Genomic DNA, 15,575 nt, shown 5'->3' with positions numbered 1-15,575 from the left:
TAAATTTAGTTATAAAAAAAGCCTGTATTAGTATTTAGTTTTGAAATAAACTCCTTTAAAACAGGATTAGGGCTACACAACTGATCAAGGATCCACTCTAAGGAGGCATGCTTTTACAATTGAAACTCACCCTTTTTATTTATTTAAGCGTTGAGTTTATCAAAAAAGGAACTAATACAGGCAGTATTGTTAATATATATGTAAAGAACGTTGTTTAATTCAAATTATTTTTCACCAAATTATGTAAAGATTCTAGTTTTAAGTTAATCGATTCATCACCATTAGTTTCTCGAAGCTTGTTGTTTTCAGTTTCTGCTGCAAATTGCAATGCACACATTGCTAAAACATCTTGTTTGTCTCTTACAGCGTAGCTTTGTTCGTATTTTTTTATAACCGCTTCAATCTTTTTTGCGGCTTTACGTAAACCTTCTTCCTGAGATGCTTTTATGCTCAGCGGATAAACCCGATCTGCAATTGAAATCTTTATTTTAAGTATTTCGTCCATAGCATATAGTTTATTCAGCAAGTTGGATTATACACTGATCTATTTCCTTAATTAAACTATTAATCTTTAATTTGGTTTCCCTTTTAAATTCAGTACTACCTAAAATGGCATTTGCGTTTTTAAGCGTCTGGTTTTCCTTTTGCAAGCGTTCAATCTCATTGTATAAAGCTTTTTGATGATGCTCAATTTCTAGTAAAGAAACATTCAACTTTTTATTTTCATCACTAAGCTCTTGTTTTTTGGCAATGAGTTTTTTTATGCTAACTTCTAGTAAATCAATATACGCTAAGGTATTCTTCATTTTTTTCAACACAAATTACCATCAATGCAAATTTAGCATTCTTATTCTAAATCTTTGCTTTTTTATAAAGAAATGATTTCTGAATTTATAACAATCTTTTTAAACCTATCTTAACTCCATTTTTGCCTTGGTAATTTAACAAAACATTTGTTTAGCATTTTAAACGAAAGATTAAACAATGGCTATCTTTGTAGAAAAGATTCTTTATGCCAGCTAAAACTAAAACCAAAAAAAAATTAGACCAACATAAACTGATTAGTTTATACATGGATTACGTTTTAACCCACGAAAAATATCCAAAATCGGTGTATAAATTTGCTAAAGACCATGACTTTGAAGAAAATGATTTTTATCAATTCTTTGGCAGTTTTGAAGCATTACGCAACGGAATTTGGACAGCTTTTTTTGAAAACACCACTTCTTTAATGCACAAAAATGAAGAAGTATCGCAATATGGTAGCCGTGAAAAAATGCTTACCTTTTTCTTTACTTTTTTTGAAATTCTTTCTGCTAACCGAAGTTATGTTTTAATGGCTCTAGCTGAACACGAAGACATGATGAAAAACATGAATCAATTGAAAGGTTTAAGGAAAAATATTAAATCTTTTGCTAAGGAATTAATAGAAGACGATAACGACGATAAGAAATTTAATTTCTTAAAAAATTCCGAATCTGTTTTCTCTGAAGGTGCTTGGATTCAATTTCTTTTCTTGTTGAAATTTTGGAAAGATGATACTTCTCCTAATTTCGAAAAAACCGATGTAGCTATTGAAAAATCCGTCAATACCATTTTTGATGTGTTTGATAACACCCCATTAGAGAAAGTTTTCGATTTTGGAAAATTTCTTTACAAAGAACAAATGAACCGATAAATACTACATGAAAACTTTAGATAAAATACCAACGGGCAAATTAGGCCGCACTTCCAAAATGGTTTCAACTGGAGCTAAAATTGGTGGGAATTACCTGAAATATTATTCAAAAAAAGCTTTCAATCCAAAGTTAACACGCGATGAATTGGATAATGACAATGCATCTGATATTTACGACGGTTTAAAAAGTTTGAAAGGAAGCGCTTTAAAAGTTGCGCAAATGCTTTCCATGGAAAAAAACATATTGCCTAATGCGTATGTTGAAAAATTTTCTTTGGCACAATTTAGCGTTCCGCCGTTGTCAGCTCCTTTGGTTAGAAAAACCTTTAAACAATATCAAGGCGATTATCCTGAAAATATATACGATCAGTTTACACCAGATTCGGTAAATGCGGCCAGTATTGGTCAGGTACACAAAGCAGAAAAAGATGGGAGAAAACTTGCTGTGAAAATTCAATACCCTGGTGTCGCCGAAAGTATAAGTTCAGATTTAAAAATGGTAAAGCCTGTTGCTTTAAAGATGTTTAATATTAAAGGAAAAGATTCTGACAAATATTTCAAGGAAGTTGAAGATAAATTGTTAGAAGAAACCGATTATATTTTAGAAGTAAAACAAAGCAAAGCCATATCTGAAGCTTGTAAACACATCCCGAATTTAAAGTTCCCAGTGTATTATGAAGATATGTCTAGCGAGCGAATCATTACCATGGATTGGATGCAGGGAATGCATTTGTCTGAATTTGCTAAAACCGATTTTACGCAAGAGCAAGGAAATAAAATTGGACAAACGCTTTGGAATTTTTACATGTATCAAATTCATCATTTAAAGGAAGTGCATGCCGACCCACATCCGGGTAATTTTTTAATCAATGATCAAGATGAATTAATTGCGATTGATTTTGGTTGCATGAAGAAAATTCCTGATGAATTTTATACGCCGTATTTTGAATTGGCAGTACCCAAAAACATCAATAATAGAGCATTTTTTCAAGAAAAATTGAAGCAATTGGAAATTTTACGACCAGACGATAAGCCTGATGAAGTGGAATATTTTACTGATTTGTTTCATGAAATGTTGAGTTTATTTACCCAACCATTCCACAGTGAAACTTTCGATTTTGGAGATGAAGAATTTTGGGGTAAAATATCCAATTTAAGTGAAAAATACAGTAGTGATAAACAATTGCGTAAAATGAATGGTAATCGCGGAAGCAAACATTTTCTATACATCAATCGTACATTTTTTGGATTATACAATTTGCTGAACGATTTAAAAGCTAATATTCAAGTAAACGATTATAAGCAGTACTTAAACTAACTAAGATTGGTTAGGTTGGTTGGGAAGCACGTTGATTCTTTTTAAGATGAAGCGTGCTTTCTTTTTTTGAATATGAATCCATTGAAAAAGTAAATTTTAACAAGAATTTAAAGTTTAACGTCTAATTTCTTGCTGGTTACGTTTTTTTTTGATTTGTAGTATTAACTATTAAAACTTTGTCACCATTCCTAGATTAATTTAAAAAGAGAATGCTTCTACAAGGTAGAAGCACTCACCAATTTAAGACATGCAAAACACATCCAATTCACAAAATAAAGATAGGTTTTTCCATGAGATAATTGCTCTTTCAAAACTATAGAAAGTTTGAAATTGAATACAAGCAATCCATCTTGTAAAAAGGGTACTCATTTTTTATCATTAGTGTCCGACAAATATCAGATGATGAAATGTAGTGTAAAATTTGTTTAACAACAGGTGTTCCGCTAAAGTTCGTACTTTTGTTCATATCTCTTTTTTTTGGCGAAAATTGAAGATATAAAAAAGTGGGAAATCCTTTATTGGAAATCCCACTTTTAAAATGTTTTGTCGGACACTAATGTTTTTAAATTCAACATTTATTAAATATTCTGTCCTTTACTTATCAAAATCATAATATTCCGTATATTGGGAACTTAATTATTTGAAATTTTTCAAGCTTATGTTTCAGTCAAAAATTGCCGGATTAGGAAAATACGTACCCGAAAATGTGGTTACTAATCACGACTTATCCAAAATAATGGATACTACAGACGAATGGATCACAGAGCGTACCGGAATAAAAGAGCGCAGACACATCGATAAAAATACGGAAGATACTACAGCGGTTATGGGTAAAAAAGCCGCATTACAAGCCATCGAGCGTGCAAAAATCAAAAAAAATGAAATTGATTTAATCGTGTTTGCTACCTTAAGTCCAGATTATTATTTTCCAGGTTGTGGTGTGCAAATTCAAGATATGTTGGGCATAAAAACTTGTCCAGCCCTAGATGTGCGTAACCAATGTTCAGGTTTTATTTACGGACTGTCGGTAGCCGATCAATTTATCAAAACCGGTATGTACAAAAATGTGTTGGTTATTGGAAGCGAAAACCATAGTGGAGGTTTAGATTTTACCACGCGTGGTCGTTCTGTTTCCGTAATTTTTGGAGATGGAGCAGGAGCAGCGGTATTAACTCGTGCCGAAGAAAATGGGAGCGGAATTTTATCTACCCATTTACACTCGCAAGGAGAATTTGCTAAAGAACTTTCGCTGATAGGACCAAGTACCAATTATTGGGTTCCCGAAATCATGAAAGATAATCCACAAGAAAATATCCCATATTATCCGTATATGAATGGCCAATTGGTATTTAAAAATGCGGTGATGCGTTTTTCTGAAGTAATTCATGAAGGTTTAGCTTATAATGAACTGGATGTTTCAGATATCAATATGTTGATTCCACACCAAGCCAACTTGCGGATTTCTCAATTTATACAGAAAAAGTTTCAGTTGAAGGATGAGCAAGTCTACAATAACATTCAACGTTACGGGAATACAACAGCAGCTTCTATACCTATTGCGTTAACTGAAGCTTGGGAAGAAGGAAAAATTAAGTCTGGCGATGTTCTGGTTTTAGCTGCTTTTGGTAGCGGATTTACGTGGGGAAGTGCTATTATTCGTTGGGCTTAAATAAATTAAAAAGGAGCTGATATTGGCATCAACTCCCTGTATAAACAAAATGAATTTTCTAATTTAGAACGGCTAATTCAAATTAAGTTGTTTTCATTTACTACCTATTAAACGCTGCATATTGCGAAATGTTACAATTTTAACTAATTTTAACTTACTGTAAATCAAACATTAAAGATGCTTAAACAAAACTCAGTTTCTGCCAACAACAAAACAAAAACCTTAATATTAGGCGCTTCTACAAATCCTAATCGATATGCGTATATGGCTTTGCAAAGTTTGCAACAAAATAATTATGCAGTGGTTGGAGTAGGAGCAAAAGAAGCTGAAATTAATGGAGTGAGAATTTTTAAATATCAAAAAATGTTTTACGATATAGATACGGTAACACTTTACTTAAGTGCCAAAAATCAAACTGATTTTTACGATTATTTACTTCAATTAAACCCACGGCGAGTTATTTTTAATCCGGGTACGCGAAATCAAGACTTGCAAAATTTATTAGTGCAAAACCAAATTGAAGTTCTGCATGCTTGTACTTTAGTCATGCTTTCTACGCAACAATATTAAACCAATAAAAGTCAATGCTCCATTTACAATAAGTAATTCATAATTAAATTCATAACCACCAAAAAATTTAGCGGGTAGGCTTCCTAAACCAAAAGTAATTCCGACAGAAACTAGCGAAACTAGCCAAACCCATTGGTCTTTAATTTTGTATTTAGTGAAAATTCCGAAGCTAAACAAGCCTAAAAGCGGTCCATAGGTATAACTTGCTACTTTTAATAAATTGTCTATTACATTACTATCCAAGACATATTTAAAAGCAATAATTACAAAAACAAGCACAAGGCTAATTAAAACATGTACTTTTTTTCGAAGGCTTTTTTGCTGTAATGCTTCGCGTTTTTCAATCGCTAAAAAATCAACACAAAAACTGGTAGTAAGCGAAGTTAGAGCACTATCGGCACTAGAATAGGCAGCAGCTATTAAGCCTAAAATAAATATAATACTCAACCCAATGGGTAAGCCAGCATTTAAAGCAATTTCAGGAAAGAGTAAATCGGTTTTGGCTTTTCCATCTAAAACAGGAATGGCAATACCTTGTTGCTCGGCATAAATAAATAACAAAGCCCCTAAGAATAAAAAAGCCAAGTTTACAGGAATAAATACCATTCCGTAGGAAAGCACGTTTTTTTTGGCATCTTTTAAACTTTTACAAGTTAAGTTTTTTTGCATCATATCTTGGTCTAAACCCGTCATACATATGGTAATAAACATCCCGCTGATAAAAGATTTCCAAAAGTAGTCCTTCGCTAAAACTGAATCAAAATGAAAGGCTTTGGTATATTGTTTTAGCTCTTCTGCTTGCCAAAAATCTACCAGCTGCCAATTTAACGCTGCACTGATATAATAAACTGCAATTACAACCGAACCTAGCATAAAAAAAGTTTGAAGCGTATCAGTCCAAACTATGGTTTTTATTCCACCACGCGCAGTGTAAATCCAAATGAGTAAAATCGATAAAATTACGGTTACAAAATAAGGAACGCCCCAAGCTTCAAAAACAAAATACTGTAAAACTGTTGCCACTAAAAATAAGCGAAACGAAGCACCGAGCACTCTAGAAACAAAGAAAAAGAAAGCACCAGTTCGGTAACTCACCATTCCAAAGCGTTGTTCTAAATATTGATAAATAGAAGTTACATTCAGCGAATAATAAATAGGAAGCAATACAAAAGCAATAATAAAATAGCCAGCTAAATAGCCTAAAACTACTTGCATATAGCTAAATTGAGCATCGCCAACCCAACCAGGAACTGAAATAAAAGTTACGCCAGATAATGATGCGCCAACCATGCCAAAAGCCACAATGTACCAAGGCGATTTTCCTTCAGCTTTAAAAAATGCAGCGTTAGAATCTTCTTTTCCTGTTAAATATGATATGAAAATTAATACGCCAAAGTAAACGGCAATTAGCGCAAGTATGTAAATGGGTTGCATAAATGTAAATATGTCTACAAAATTAGTAAATTAGCTTAGTAAGGCTACTTATTATTGTATTTTTGAAGCAGAAAAAATTAGAATGGATTTTTCGTCGAAATTATTAGAAAACGCAGTTGAAGAAATTTCATATTTGCCTGGTATTGGTAAACGCACAGCCTTGCGATTAGCTTTGCATTTGCTTAATCAGCCTTTAGAACGAACAACCGATTTAGCACAAGCCCTAGTCAATTTAAAAACTGAGATTAAACATTGCGAAAAATGCAACAACATCAGTGACAGTAAAACATGTGAAATTTGTGCAAATCCTAATCGTAATCATGCATTAGTTTGTGTAGTAGAAGATATTCGTGATGTAATGGCTATTGAAAATACCAATCAATATAAAGGAGTATACCATGTTTTGGGAGGTAAAATTAGCCCTATAGATGGTATTGGCCCAAACCAATTAGAAATTAAAAGTTTAATTGAAAAAGTTAGTAGTGGAAGTGTAGATGAACTTATTTTTGCTTTAAGTAGCACAATGGAAGGCGATACCACTAATTTTTATATATATAACCAAATAAAAGAATTTACAATTACTACTTCTACCATTGCTCGTGGTATTTCTGTTGGTGATGAGTTGGAGTTTGCCGACCAGGTTAGTTTAGGAAGAAGCATTGTAGATCGAGTTCCTTTTCAAAACTCTCTAAAAAACTAAAGCGTGGAGCTATCGGTTATTATTTTAAATTACAAAGTACCCGCGCATTTGTTGCTATGTGTAGATTCCGTTATTAAAGCGGTTTCAGGCATTAAAGCTGAAATTATTGTTGCCGACAATAATTCGCAAGATGAAAGTTTACGCCTGTTAAGTCAGTTTTTTCCCAGTGTAAAACAAATACCAATTCCAGAAAATTTAGGTTTTTCTAAAGGAAACAATATAGCTATACAACACGCTAAAGGCCATTACATTTGTTTACTTAACCCAGATACAGTTATACCCGAAAATTGTTTTAAAGAAGCCTTACAATTTGCTGAGAAATATCCTAATTTGGGGGCTTTAGGTATTCAACTTATCGATGGGAGTGGTAATTTTTTACCCGAATCTAAGCGAAATATTCCAACACCCAAAGTGGCAATGGCTAAACTTTGTGGCTTCGATAAATCTTATTATGCTAACCACTTAACTAAAAATCAAATAGGTGAAGTTTCTATTTTAGTAGGTGCGTTTATGTTGATGCAAAAAGAACGCTATTTACAAGTTGGTGGATTAGATGAAGCTTATTTTATGTACGGAGAAGATATTGATTTAAGTTATCAATTTTTAAAAAACGGTTTCCAAAATTATTATCTGGGAAGTCTTTCTTGTTTACATTTTAAGGGAGAAAGCACAATAAAGGATAAAAGCTTCAGAAATCGGTTTTTTGGAGCAATGCAATTATTTTACAAAAAACACTTTAAAACCAATGCATTTTCAGTAGGTTTAGTAAGTGTAGGTTTAAAACTAGCACAACAACTTAGTTTAGGAGTAGCAACTAAAAAAGAATTTAAAACGCAAGCTAGAAAGCTTTTTTTAGTTTCCGATTCCCAAAGTTTATTGCAAAGCTTAGTAAAGGAATACGAATGTGTTCTAATTTCGGAAGAAGAATTACTTCAGCTAAAACCCCAAAACGCGCTTCTTGTTTTTGACGCAACTTATCTAGGTTATGCAGAAATTATTTTGTTTATGCGCCAACTAAAACGTACTCCCTTTAAATTTAGAATTATTCCTAGAATGCAAAATTTAATGCTTGGTAGCGATCAAAGCACGCAACAAGGTGATGTAAAATTTTTATCTTTGGAAAACAAGAAATAAAATGAAAGCTTTTATTTTAAAGTATTTTAAAATAAAAGCCGTGTATTTTTATTAAATTCGCAATTTAATTTTAAAATTACCAGAAAGGTTAAAGATATGGCAAAATTCGAACTTAAATTACCAAAAATGGGCGAAAGCGTTGCAGAAGCAACCTTAACCAATTGGTTGAAAGAAGTGGGCGATACCATTGAAGCTGATGAAGCAGTTTTAGAGATTGCAACCGATAAAGTTGACTCTGAAGTTCCGAGTGAAGTTGATGGAAAGTTAATTGAAAAACGCTTTGAAGTAGACGATGTAATTCAGGTTGGTGAAGTGATTGCCATTATCGAAACCGATGCAGATGTTGAAAGTACAGATGAAGATAATTCGGCTGATAGTAGCAACGAAAGCCAAGATACAACTACACAAAAAGCAGCAGATACGGCTGAAGCTTTTGTAGAAAAAGGCAAATCTATAGCAGAAACTAACTTTTCAGATAGCGATCGATTTTATTCTCCTTTAGTTAAAAATATAGCTAATACAGAAGGCATTAATTTAAGTGAATTAGATGCAATTTCAGGTTCTGGTTTAGAAGGTAGAGTAACCAAAGATGATATTCTACAATATGTAGAAGATAAAAAACAAGGAAAAGCTGCGCAGTCCACAACTCAGCCAAAAACACAAGATAAGCCTGCGCCAGCACCAAAACCAACATCAACTCCTGTAAATGTTAATGTAGAAGATGAAGTTATTGAAATGAACCGAATGGGTAAAATGATTGCACACCACATGGTGGCAAGTACCCAAACTTCTGCACATGTGCAGTCTTTTATTGAAGTAGATGTAACTAATATTTGGAATTGGAGAAATAAATATAAAAATGAATTCCAAAAACGAGAAGGCGAGAAACTAACTTTTACTCCGATTTTCATGGAAGCTGTGGCAAAAGCCATTAAAGACTTCCCTATGATTAATATTTCGGTAGATGGTAATCAAATTATAAAACGCAAGCGCATTAATTTAGGTATGGCTGCTGCTTTACCCGATGGAAATTTAATTGTTCCAGTGATTAAAGATGCTGATCAACTTAATTTATTAGGCATGGCTAAACAAGTAAATGATTTGGCTAGCCGAGCTAGAGCAGGAAAACTAAAACCAGACGATACACAAGGGGGTACCTATACGGTAACGAATGTAGGAACTTTTGGAAGTATTATGGGAACACCTATTATTAACCAACCGCAAGTAGGTATCCTAGCTTTAGGTGCAATTCGAAAAGTACCTGCTGTAATTGAAACACCAGAAGGTGATTTTATAGGAATTCGTTATAAAATGTTCTTATCACATTCCTACGACCATAGAGTGGTAAATGGAGCTTTGGGTGGACAATTCGTACAACGTGTTGCACAATATTTAGAAGCTTTTGAAACTGATAGAACCATTTAAATTCTGAGTATATTTCAATAAAAAAAAGCCGCTATTCAGCGGCTTTTTTTTATTGAAATATGCATTTCACTATTCTGTTTTCATATTTGGAAACAAGCTATTTAAATACATCGCTTTATCAAAATCATATAAATTTTGAATCATCCTATTACTTGGAAATTGTTCTTCTAATTTTTCAATACGTTTATTAGCTTGATCATGATTTTCTAAAAGAATATACGAGAATATAATATTCACTTCATCCTGTAAAGGTAAATCACTTTTTGTTGTATCTTTTTTAACTTCTTTAAGTTGTTCGTCTAACCTCAATTGAAACCACTTTATACTTTCTTTGTAATAAGAAAAGGCTTCATCTTTATAGCCTTTTTTTTCGGTAAGAATTCCGGCTAACACCCAATTTTCTGCTTCTTCAGGAGATTTTTCAATCACGATTTTTGTTTGAGCTAAAGCTTGGTCGTAATTTTCTTCTTTTAAATAAATCTGAATTAAATACGCATGTGGCTCAGCATAAGTGTTGTCTGCTTCTATAGCAGAATTCAATAATTTAGTAGCATTCTCTACATTATCTTTTTGTAATTGTTCAATAGCTTCATTGTTTAGCTGCTCTGCTAATTTTCTGTCGTTTTTTTGTGTTTCGCAACTGCTTAAGAGCAATACGATTATCGTGTACAAACCTAATAATTGTTTCATTTAATTATGGATAAGTTGGGTCTAAGTAATCTGGAGTTCCATTACCATTTGTGTCGGGAAAGCTAATGCTTCCATCTTCGCCTATAATAATTTCTTCGCTAGTAGGTACTTCATCGCCATCATCGTCTGAGTCTACATAGTTAAAGAAACCATCTTCGTCGGTGTCTACATCATCTAATTTTCTAGTTCCATTTAAATCTTCCATGTACGAAGGTATTCCATCTCGGTCGTGGTCTACTAATCTAGAACGGTATAATTGGTAAGTAAAAATTATCGGTTCGTACAAACCAATACCAGAATTAGTAGGCGGTTGATTGAAATAGGCTAAACCCGATGGAATAATTACAGCACCTGTTCCATAATCTTCATTAAAAGCAAAAGTGCCATCAGGATTTTCTACAAAACCACTGCTTCCGCTATGCTCGACAAGTGTTTCTCTAAATCCAACAATTGTGCTGGATAAATCTAACCATAATGGAGTAGGCGTTCCATCAAAAACACTCTGTTCCATGGTATATCCTTGATAGGTTATTAAAACAGAATCGGCAAAAGTTGGTTTACGTTCTGTAGTTGCTCCTTCTCTTAAGTTTAAAATGTACATTTGGTAATCTACTTCGTTATGAGTAAGATTTTTAGTAGTTAACTCTTCAGCTTCAATAATTGGACTAGCATCTGCTGGTGCATCTGGGTCGTCTAGTTTTTTAAAAACTATTCTTTCAAAATTTGGATTAGCTGGATTGTCTACAACTTCAAAATAATAAGTTTCTAAAAAAGTTTGAATATCAATTTCATTCTCCAAGCGCACTTCTTCAGCATCTCTTGGTGGAACTCGTGTTGTATTGTCGTCGTCGTCTCCACAACTGTTCATAAAAAACAGTAAGCTAACTAAAAATAATAGGTGTTTAATCTTCTTCATTATTCGTTTGCAATTTGGCTGCAAGATACAATTTTCTCTTATTTTTGTAGGTATAACGAATTTAAGATATAAACATTATGCGTGTAGATAAATACTTGTGGTGTATACGTTATTTTAAAACCCGAACTATAGCTACTACAGCTTGTAAAAAAGGACAGGTTAAGATTAACAATGAAGCTGTAAAACCATCTAGAGAAGTTTATCCAACAGATGTGTTACAGGTTCGAAAAAACCAAATTAATTACAAAGTTGAGGTTTTAGATTTACCGCCATCTCGAGTTGGTGCTAAATTGGTAAGTATTTACGCAACAGATGTTACCCCTAAAGAAAATCTAGAAAAATTAGACCTTTTAAAGTACTCAAAAGAATATTACCGAAAAAAAGGCATAGGTCGGCCAACTAAAAAAGATCGCCGTGACATAGATGAGTACTTAGACGATGATCAAATTGATTTAGATTGGTAATGGAAACAGATGTAAAATTTTGGGAAGAATCCTATATAAATAAAAAGACGGGTTGGGACTTAGGTACTATTTCGCCACCGATAATGAGCATTATTAATCAACTAAACGATAAAAATTTGCACATTTTAATTCCAGGTGCTGGAAATGCCTATGAAGCTGAATATTTATTTAAACATGGCTTTTGTAATACGTATGTAGTAGATGTTTCTGAAACAGCCTTAAATAATTTTGCAAAAAGATGCCCAGATTTTCCTAAAAAACAAATTTTACATCAAGATTTTTTTGAATTAAAAATGAAATTTGATTTAATCTTAGAGCAAACTTTTTTTTGTGCAATTCCACCAGCTCAAAGAACAAATTACGCAGCACAAATGGCAAGTTTATTGTCTTCAGGAAATAAGCTTCAAGGAGTTTTATTCGATTTTCCACTTACTGAAAACGGCCCGCCTTATGGTGGAAGTAAAGAAGAATATATTCGTTATTTTACACCATATTTCAAGATAAATCAATTAAAAAAAAGCGATATTTCTCATCCTTTAAGGGCTAACAAAGAACTTTTTATTAAATTCACACGCTTATGAAGCAAAGTACAAATCACATTATATTAAATGCAAATCAAATTCAACAAAAAACGAAGCGAATTGCATTTCAAATATTGGAAGATCATTTACATGAAAATGAAATTATTTTAGTTGGCATTAAAAACTCTGGTTATGCTTTTGCGGAAGCACTTGGTGAAGAATTAAAAAATATAACTAACATAGATATTAAGTTAGGAAGTTTAAGCATTAATAAACGCAATCCTATTGAAGCGCTTCAAACCAGTTTAAAGGTAGACGACTATCAAGATAAATGCGTTGTAGTTGTAGACGATGTTTTAAATTCGGGTGCTACTTTAATATACGCCGTAAAACATTTTTTAGCAGTTCCTTTGAAGCAATTAAAAACCGCTGTTTTAGTAGATCGGAGTCACAAAAAATTTCCTGTAAAAGCGAATTATAAAGGTTTGTCACTTTCAACTTCTTTACAAGAAACAGTACAAGTAGAGTTTGGAAAAAATGCTAAAGTTAGTTTGTACTAAGCTTGTAGAAAACACCCTAGTAATTACTTAAATACTACGTTGCCTAACAGCTTCAAAAAGCAAAATTCCTGTAGCTACAGAAACATTCATCGAATCGATTTCGCCTTGCATTGGTATACTAATGTTTTGTGTTGAAGCCAATCGCCATTCATTAGTTAACCCATCGGCTTCCGTTCCTACAACAATAGCACATTTTGATTGGTAATTAGGAGTTAAATAGGAAACGGCATCTTGTAAAATAGCCGAATAAATTTCAAATTGATTTTCTTTTAAATAAGCAATCACATCAATTGAATTTGCAAGGGCTATTTGATTGGTAAATACTGTTCCTACACTAGAACGTATAATATTTGGATTATATACATCTGTTTTAGGGTTAGCAATAATTATTGCATCTACATTAGCTGCATCTGCAGTTCGTAAAATGGCGCCAATATTCCCTGGTTTTTCTGGAGCTTCAGCAACTAAAATCAATGGGTAATTTGTCTTAAATTCTAATTTATTTAAATCATGATTCTTTGCTTTTACAGTTGCTATAATACCTTCTGTACTTCCGCGGTAAGCTATTTTTTGGTAAGCTTCTTTACTCACTGAATAATGAATTTTAACCTTGGAGAGAAATCTTGCTAAATTGTCTTTATTGTGAAATGCTTCACAATAATAAAGTTCTTCAATGCTATAATTAGCCTTTAAAAGTAAATTGATTTCTCTTTGACCTTCTACTACAAAAATACTTTCCTTTTTGCGATTACGCGATTTTTCTTGTAATTGTAAAATGCGTTTTAATTTAGGATTTTGTGAGCTTGATATGTAATTGAGATTCTCCATAATTATAAAAACCGCTTCAAAAGTAAATTAATGAAGCGGTTTAAAATGAGTTTATTGTTTATTTACTTAAGCACTTACTAACAGTTATAAAGCTTCATTATTGCTAAATATCATTTGTTCAAACTAAATTTCCCTGGATGCTCAACTAAACTACGTTAAAAATCGCTTAACCACAAACCTACCTGACGGCGAGTCAGGGGCGCAGAGAATGCAGAGAAAATCATAAAACTGTATTTGCTAAATGTTCAATTAACTTGTTTTATAAATGAATTACTTCATCGTACGCATCAGCAACTGCTTCCATCACTGCTTCACTCATGGTTGGATGCGGGTGGACTGTTTTTAAAACTTCATGTCCTGTAGTTTCTAGTTTTCTACCCAAAACGGCTTCAGCAATCATATCGGTTACGCCAGCACCTAACATGTGGCAACCTAACCATTCGCCATATTTTGCATCAAAAATTACTTTTACAAATCCATCTTTATTGCCTTCCGCACTGGCTTTACCAGATGCTGAAAATGGAAATTTACCTACTTTAAGATCGTAACCAGCTTCTTTAGCTTGTTTTTCGGTCATGCCAACACTTGCAATTTCTGGATTAGAATACGTACAACCTGGAATGTTTCCGTAATCTAAGGCTTCTACTTTCATTCCTGAAATTTTTTCAACACATAAAATTCCTTCGGCCGAAGCAACATGCGCTAGAGCAGGACCATGCGTTACATCTCCAATAGCGTAGTAACCTGGTACATTGGTTTGGTACCAATCGTTAACCACAATTTTATCTTTATCGGTTTTAATACCTACTTCTTCTAAGCCTATGTTTTCGATGTTAGTTTTAATTCCAACAGCAGAAAGTACAATATCAGCTTCTAAAATTTCTTCACCCTTTTTAGTCTTAACGGTAGCTTTCACTTTATCGCCAGATGTATCTACTTTTTCTACAGAAGAATTGGTCATAATTTTAATGCCTTTCTTCTTGTAGATTTTTTCGAAGCCTTTGGAAACATCTTCATCTTCAACAGGAACAATATTGGGTAGAAATTCTACAATAGTTACATCTGTCCCCATAGAATTATAAAAACTAGCAAATTCTACACCAATGGCACCAGAACCAACTACAATCATCGATTCAGGTTGCTTTTCTAGGGTCATCGCCTTTCTGTAGCCAATTACCTTTTTGCCGTCTTGCGGTAGGGAAGGTAATTCACGAGAACGTGCGCCTGTAGCAATAATAATGTGTTCGCCTTCGTAGTCGGTAGTTTTTCCTTTGCTATCTTCTACACTTACTTTTTTTCCTTTTTTTATTTTACCGTGACCTTCAATTACATCAATTTTATTTTTTTTCATTAAAAACTGAACGCCTTTGCTCATGCCTTCGGCAACATTTCGGCTACGTTTTACCACAGCTGTAAAATCTTTATCGGCTTTTTCTACTTTTAAGCCATAATCGTCTGCGTGTTTTAAAAAGTCGAAAACTTTTGCGCTTTTTAGCAAAGCTTTCGTTGGTATACATCCCCAATTTAAACAAACCCCACCGAGGCTTTCTTTTTCGATTACTGCTGTTTTCATCCCTAATTGAGATGCTCTAATAGCAGTTACATAGCCGCCTGGGCCACTTCCTAAAACAATCACATCGTATTTGCTCATAACTTATTTTTTAGCTC

Annotated in this window: 17 protein-coding genes and 1 other RNA gene; 10 read left to right on the top strand and 8 right to left on the bottom strand. The window is 33.3% G+C overall.

Annotated elements, in window-relative coordinates:
* Nucleotides 1–47 precede the first annotated feature (47 nt).
* From ssrS to IEV63_RS08920, 3 genes are all read right to left on the bottom strand, one after another.
* Nucleotides 48–156, bottom strand: a non-coding RNA gene (gene ssrS / locus IEV63_RS08930) — 6S RNA.
* 58 nt (nucleotides 157–214) lie between these two features.
* Nucleotides 215–505 carry a cell division protein ZapA gene (locus IEV63_RS08925; RefSeq protein WP_188406452.1) on the bottom strand — a complete coding sequence of 97 codons (291 nt, stop codon included), beginning with the start codon at nucleotides 503–505 and terminating at the stop codon, nucleotides 215–217.
* Between the two features lie 10 nt (nucleotides 506–515).
* On the bottom strand, nucleotides 516–806 hold the full coding sequence (locus IEV63_RS08920) for a hypothetical protein (protein ID WP_188406451.1): 291 nt from the start codon (nucleotides 804–806) through the stop codon (nucleotides 516–518).
* Nucleotides 807–1,012: 206 nt separating this feature from the next.
* On the opposite strand from IEV63_RS08920, the gene IEV63_RS08915 reads away from it, so the two are divergent.
* From IEV63_RS08915 to IEV63_RS08900, 4 genes are all read left to right on the top strand, one after another.
* Nucleotides 1,013–1,678, top strand: a complete 666-nt coding sequence (locus IEV63_RS08915) for a TetR family transcriptional regulator C-terminal domain-containing protein (protein ID WP_188406450.1) — start codon at nucleotides 1,013–1,015, stop codon at nucleotides 1,676–1,678.
* 7 nt (nucleotides 1,679–1,685) lie between these two features.
* Complete coding sequence (locus IEV63_RS08910) at nucleotides 1,686–2,996, top strand: ABC1 kinase family protein (RefSeq protein WP_188406449.1); 1,311 nt, start codon at nucleotides 1,686–1,688, stop codon at nucleotides 2,994–2,996.
* A 658-nt stretch (nucleotides 2,997–3,654) separates the two neighbouring features.
* Complete coding sequence (locus IEV63_RS08905) at nucleotides 3,655–4,665, top strand: 3-oxoacyl-ACP synthase III family protein (RefSeq protein ID WP_188406448.1); 1,011 nt, start codon at nucleotides 3,655–3,657, stop codon at nucleotides 4,663–4,665.
* Nucleotides 4,666–4,842: 177 nt separating this feature from the next.
* Nucleotides 4,843–5,235: a CoA-binding protein gene (locus IEV63_RS08900; RefSeq protein WP_188406447.1), complete on the top strand. Its 393-nt coding sequence runs from the start codon at nucleotides 4,843–4,845 to the stop codon at nucleotides 5,233–5,235.
* On the opposite strand, the gene IEV63_RS08895 is transcribed toward IEV63_RS08900, so the two are convergent.
* Complete coding sequence (locus IEV63_RS08895) at nucleotides 5,206–6,669, bottom strand: sodium:solute symporter (protein WP_188406446.1); 1,464 nt, start codon at nucleotides 6,667–6,669, stop codon at nucleotides 5,206–5,208. The two genes, IEV63_RS08900 and IEV63_RS08895, sit on opposite strands and share 30 nt — an antisense overlap.
* A gap of 82 nt (nucleotides 6,670–6,751) precedes the next feature.
* On the opposite strand from IEV63_RS08895, the gene recR reads away from it, so the two are divergent.
* The 3 genes from recR (at nucleotide 6,752) to IEV63_RS08880 (ending at nucleotide 9,928) form a co-directional block, all read left to right on the top strand.
* The gene (recR, locus tag IEV63_RS08890) at nucleotides 6,752–7,369 is read left to right on the top strand and encodes a recombination mediator RecR (protein ID WP_188406445.1); all 618 of its coding nucleotides are present in this window, start codon (nucleotides 6,752–6,754) and stop codon (nucleotides 7,367–7,369) included.
* Nucleotides 7,370–7,372: 3 nt separating this feature from the next.
* Nucleotides 7,373–8,503, top strand: a complete 1,131-nt coding sequence (locus IEV63_RS08885) for a glycosyltransferase family 2 protein (RefSeq protein WP_188406444.1) — start codon at nucleotides 7,373–7,375, stop codon at nucleotides 8,501–8,503.
* A 96-nt stretch (nucleotides 8,504–8,599) separates the two neighbouring features.
* Complete coding sequence (locus IEV63_RS08880) at nucleotides 8,600–9,928, top strand: dihydrolipoamide acetyltransferase family protein (RefSeq protein WP_188406443.1); 1,329 nt, start codon at nucleotides 8,600–8,602, stop codon at nucleotides 9,926–9,928.
* Nucleotides 9,929–9,997: 69 nt separating this feature from the next.
* On the opposite strand, the gene IEV63_RS08875 is transcribed toward IEV63_RS08880, so the two are convergent.
* Nucleotides 9,998–10,618 (bottom strand): tetratricopeptide repeat protein, encoded by a 621-nt coding sequence (locus tag IEV63_RS08875; RefSeq protein ID WP_188406442.1) that lies wholly within the window; start codon nucleotides 10,616–10,618, stop codon nucleotides 9,998–10,000.
* A 4-nt stretch (nucleotides 10,619–10,622) separates the two neighbouring features.
* Nucleotides 10,623–11,534, bottom strand: coding sequence for an FKBP-type peptidyl-prolyl cis-trans isomerase (locus tag IEV63_RS08870; RefSeq protein WP_188406441.1), 912 nt, complete (start codon nucleotides 11,532–11,534; stop codon nucleotides 10,623–10,625).
* Nucleotides 11,535–11,611: 77 nt separating this feature from the next.
* On the opposite strand from IEV63_RS08870, the gene IEV63_RS08865 reads away from it, so the two are divergent.
* From IEV63_RS08865 to IEV63_RS08855, 3 genes are read left to right on the top strand one after another with little or no spacing between them, the layout of a single operon-like run.
* Complete coding sequence (locus IEV63_RS08865; RefSeq protein ID WP_188406440.1) at nucleotides 11,612–11,998, top strand: RNA-binding S4 domain-containing protein; 387 nt, start codon at nucleotides 11,612–11,614, stop codon at nucleotides 11,996–11,998.
* Nucleotides 11,998–12,579 carry a methyltransferase domain-containing protein gene (locus IEV63_RS08860; protein WP_188406439.1) on the top strand — a complete coding sequence of 194 codons (582 nt, stop codon included), beginning with the start codon at nucleotides 11,998–12,000 and terminating at the stop codon, nucleotides 12,577–12,579. Before IEV63_RS08865 ends, IEV63_RS08860 begins: the two co-directional genes overlap by 1 nt.
* Entirely contained in the window at nucleotides 12,576–13,079 is a 504-nt protein-coding gene (locus IEV63_RS08855; protein ID WP_188406438.1) for a phosphoribosyltransferase family protein, read from the top strand. The genes IEV63_RS08860 and IEV63_RS08855 overlap by 4 nt, the downstream gene beginning before the upstream one ends.
* 27 nt (nucleotides 13,080–13,106) lie before the next feature.
* Here IEV63_RS08855 and IEV63_RS08850 read toward each other — a convergent pair whose 3' ends face one another.
* Together IEV63_RS08850 and lpdA are read right to left on the bottom strand one after the other, a co-directional pair.
* Nucleotides 13,107–13,907 (bottom strand): TrmH family RNA methyltransferase, encoded by an 801-nt coding sequence (locus IEV63_RS08850; RefSeq protein WP_188406437.1) that lies wholly within the window; start codon nucleotides 13,905–13,907, stop codon nucleotides 13,107–13,109.
* A 259-nt stretch (nucleotides 13,908–14,166) separates the two neighbouring features.
* Entirely contained in the window at nucleotides 14,167–15,558 is a 1,392-nt protein-coding gene (lpdA, locus tag IEV63_RS08845) for a dihydrolipoyl dehydrogenase (RefSeq protein WP_188406436.1), read from the bottom strand.
* Nucleotides 15,559–15,575 lie beyond the last annotated feature (17 nt).

The organism is Psychroflexus salis (genome assembly GCF_014640175.1).
GTDB lineage: Bacteria > Bacteroidota > Bacteroidia > Flavobacteriales > Flavobacteriaceae > Psychroflexus > Psychroflexus salis.
This window is presented reverse-complemented; position numbering and strand designations above follow the sequence as displayed.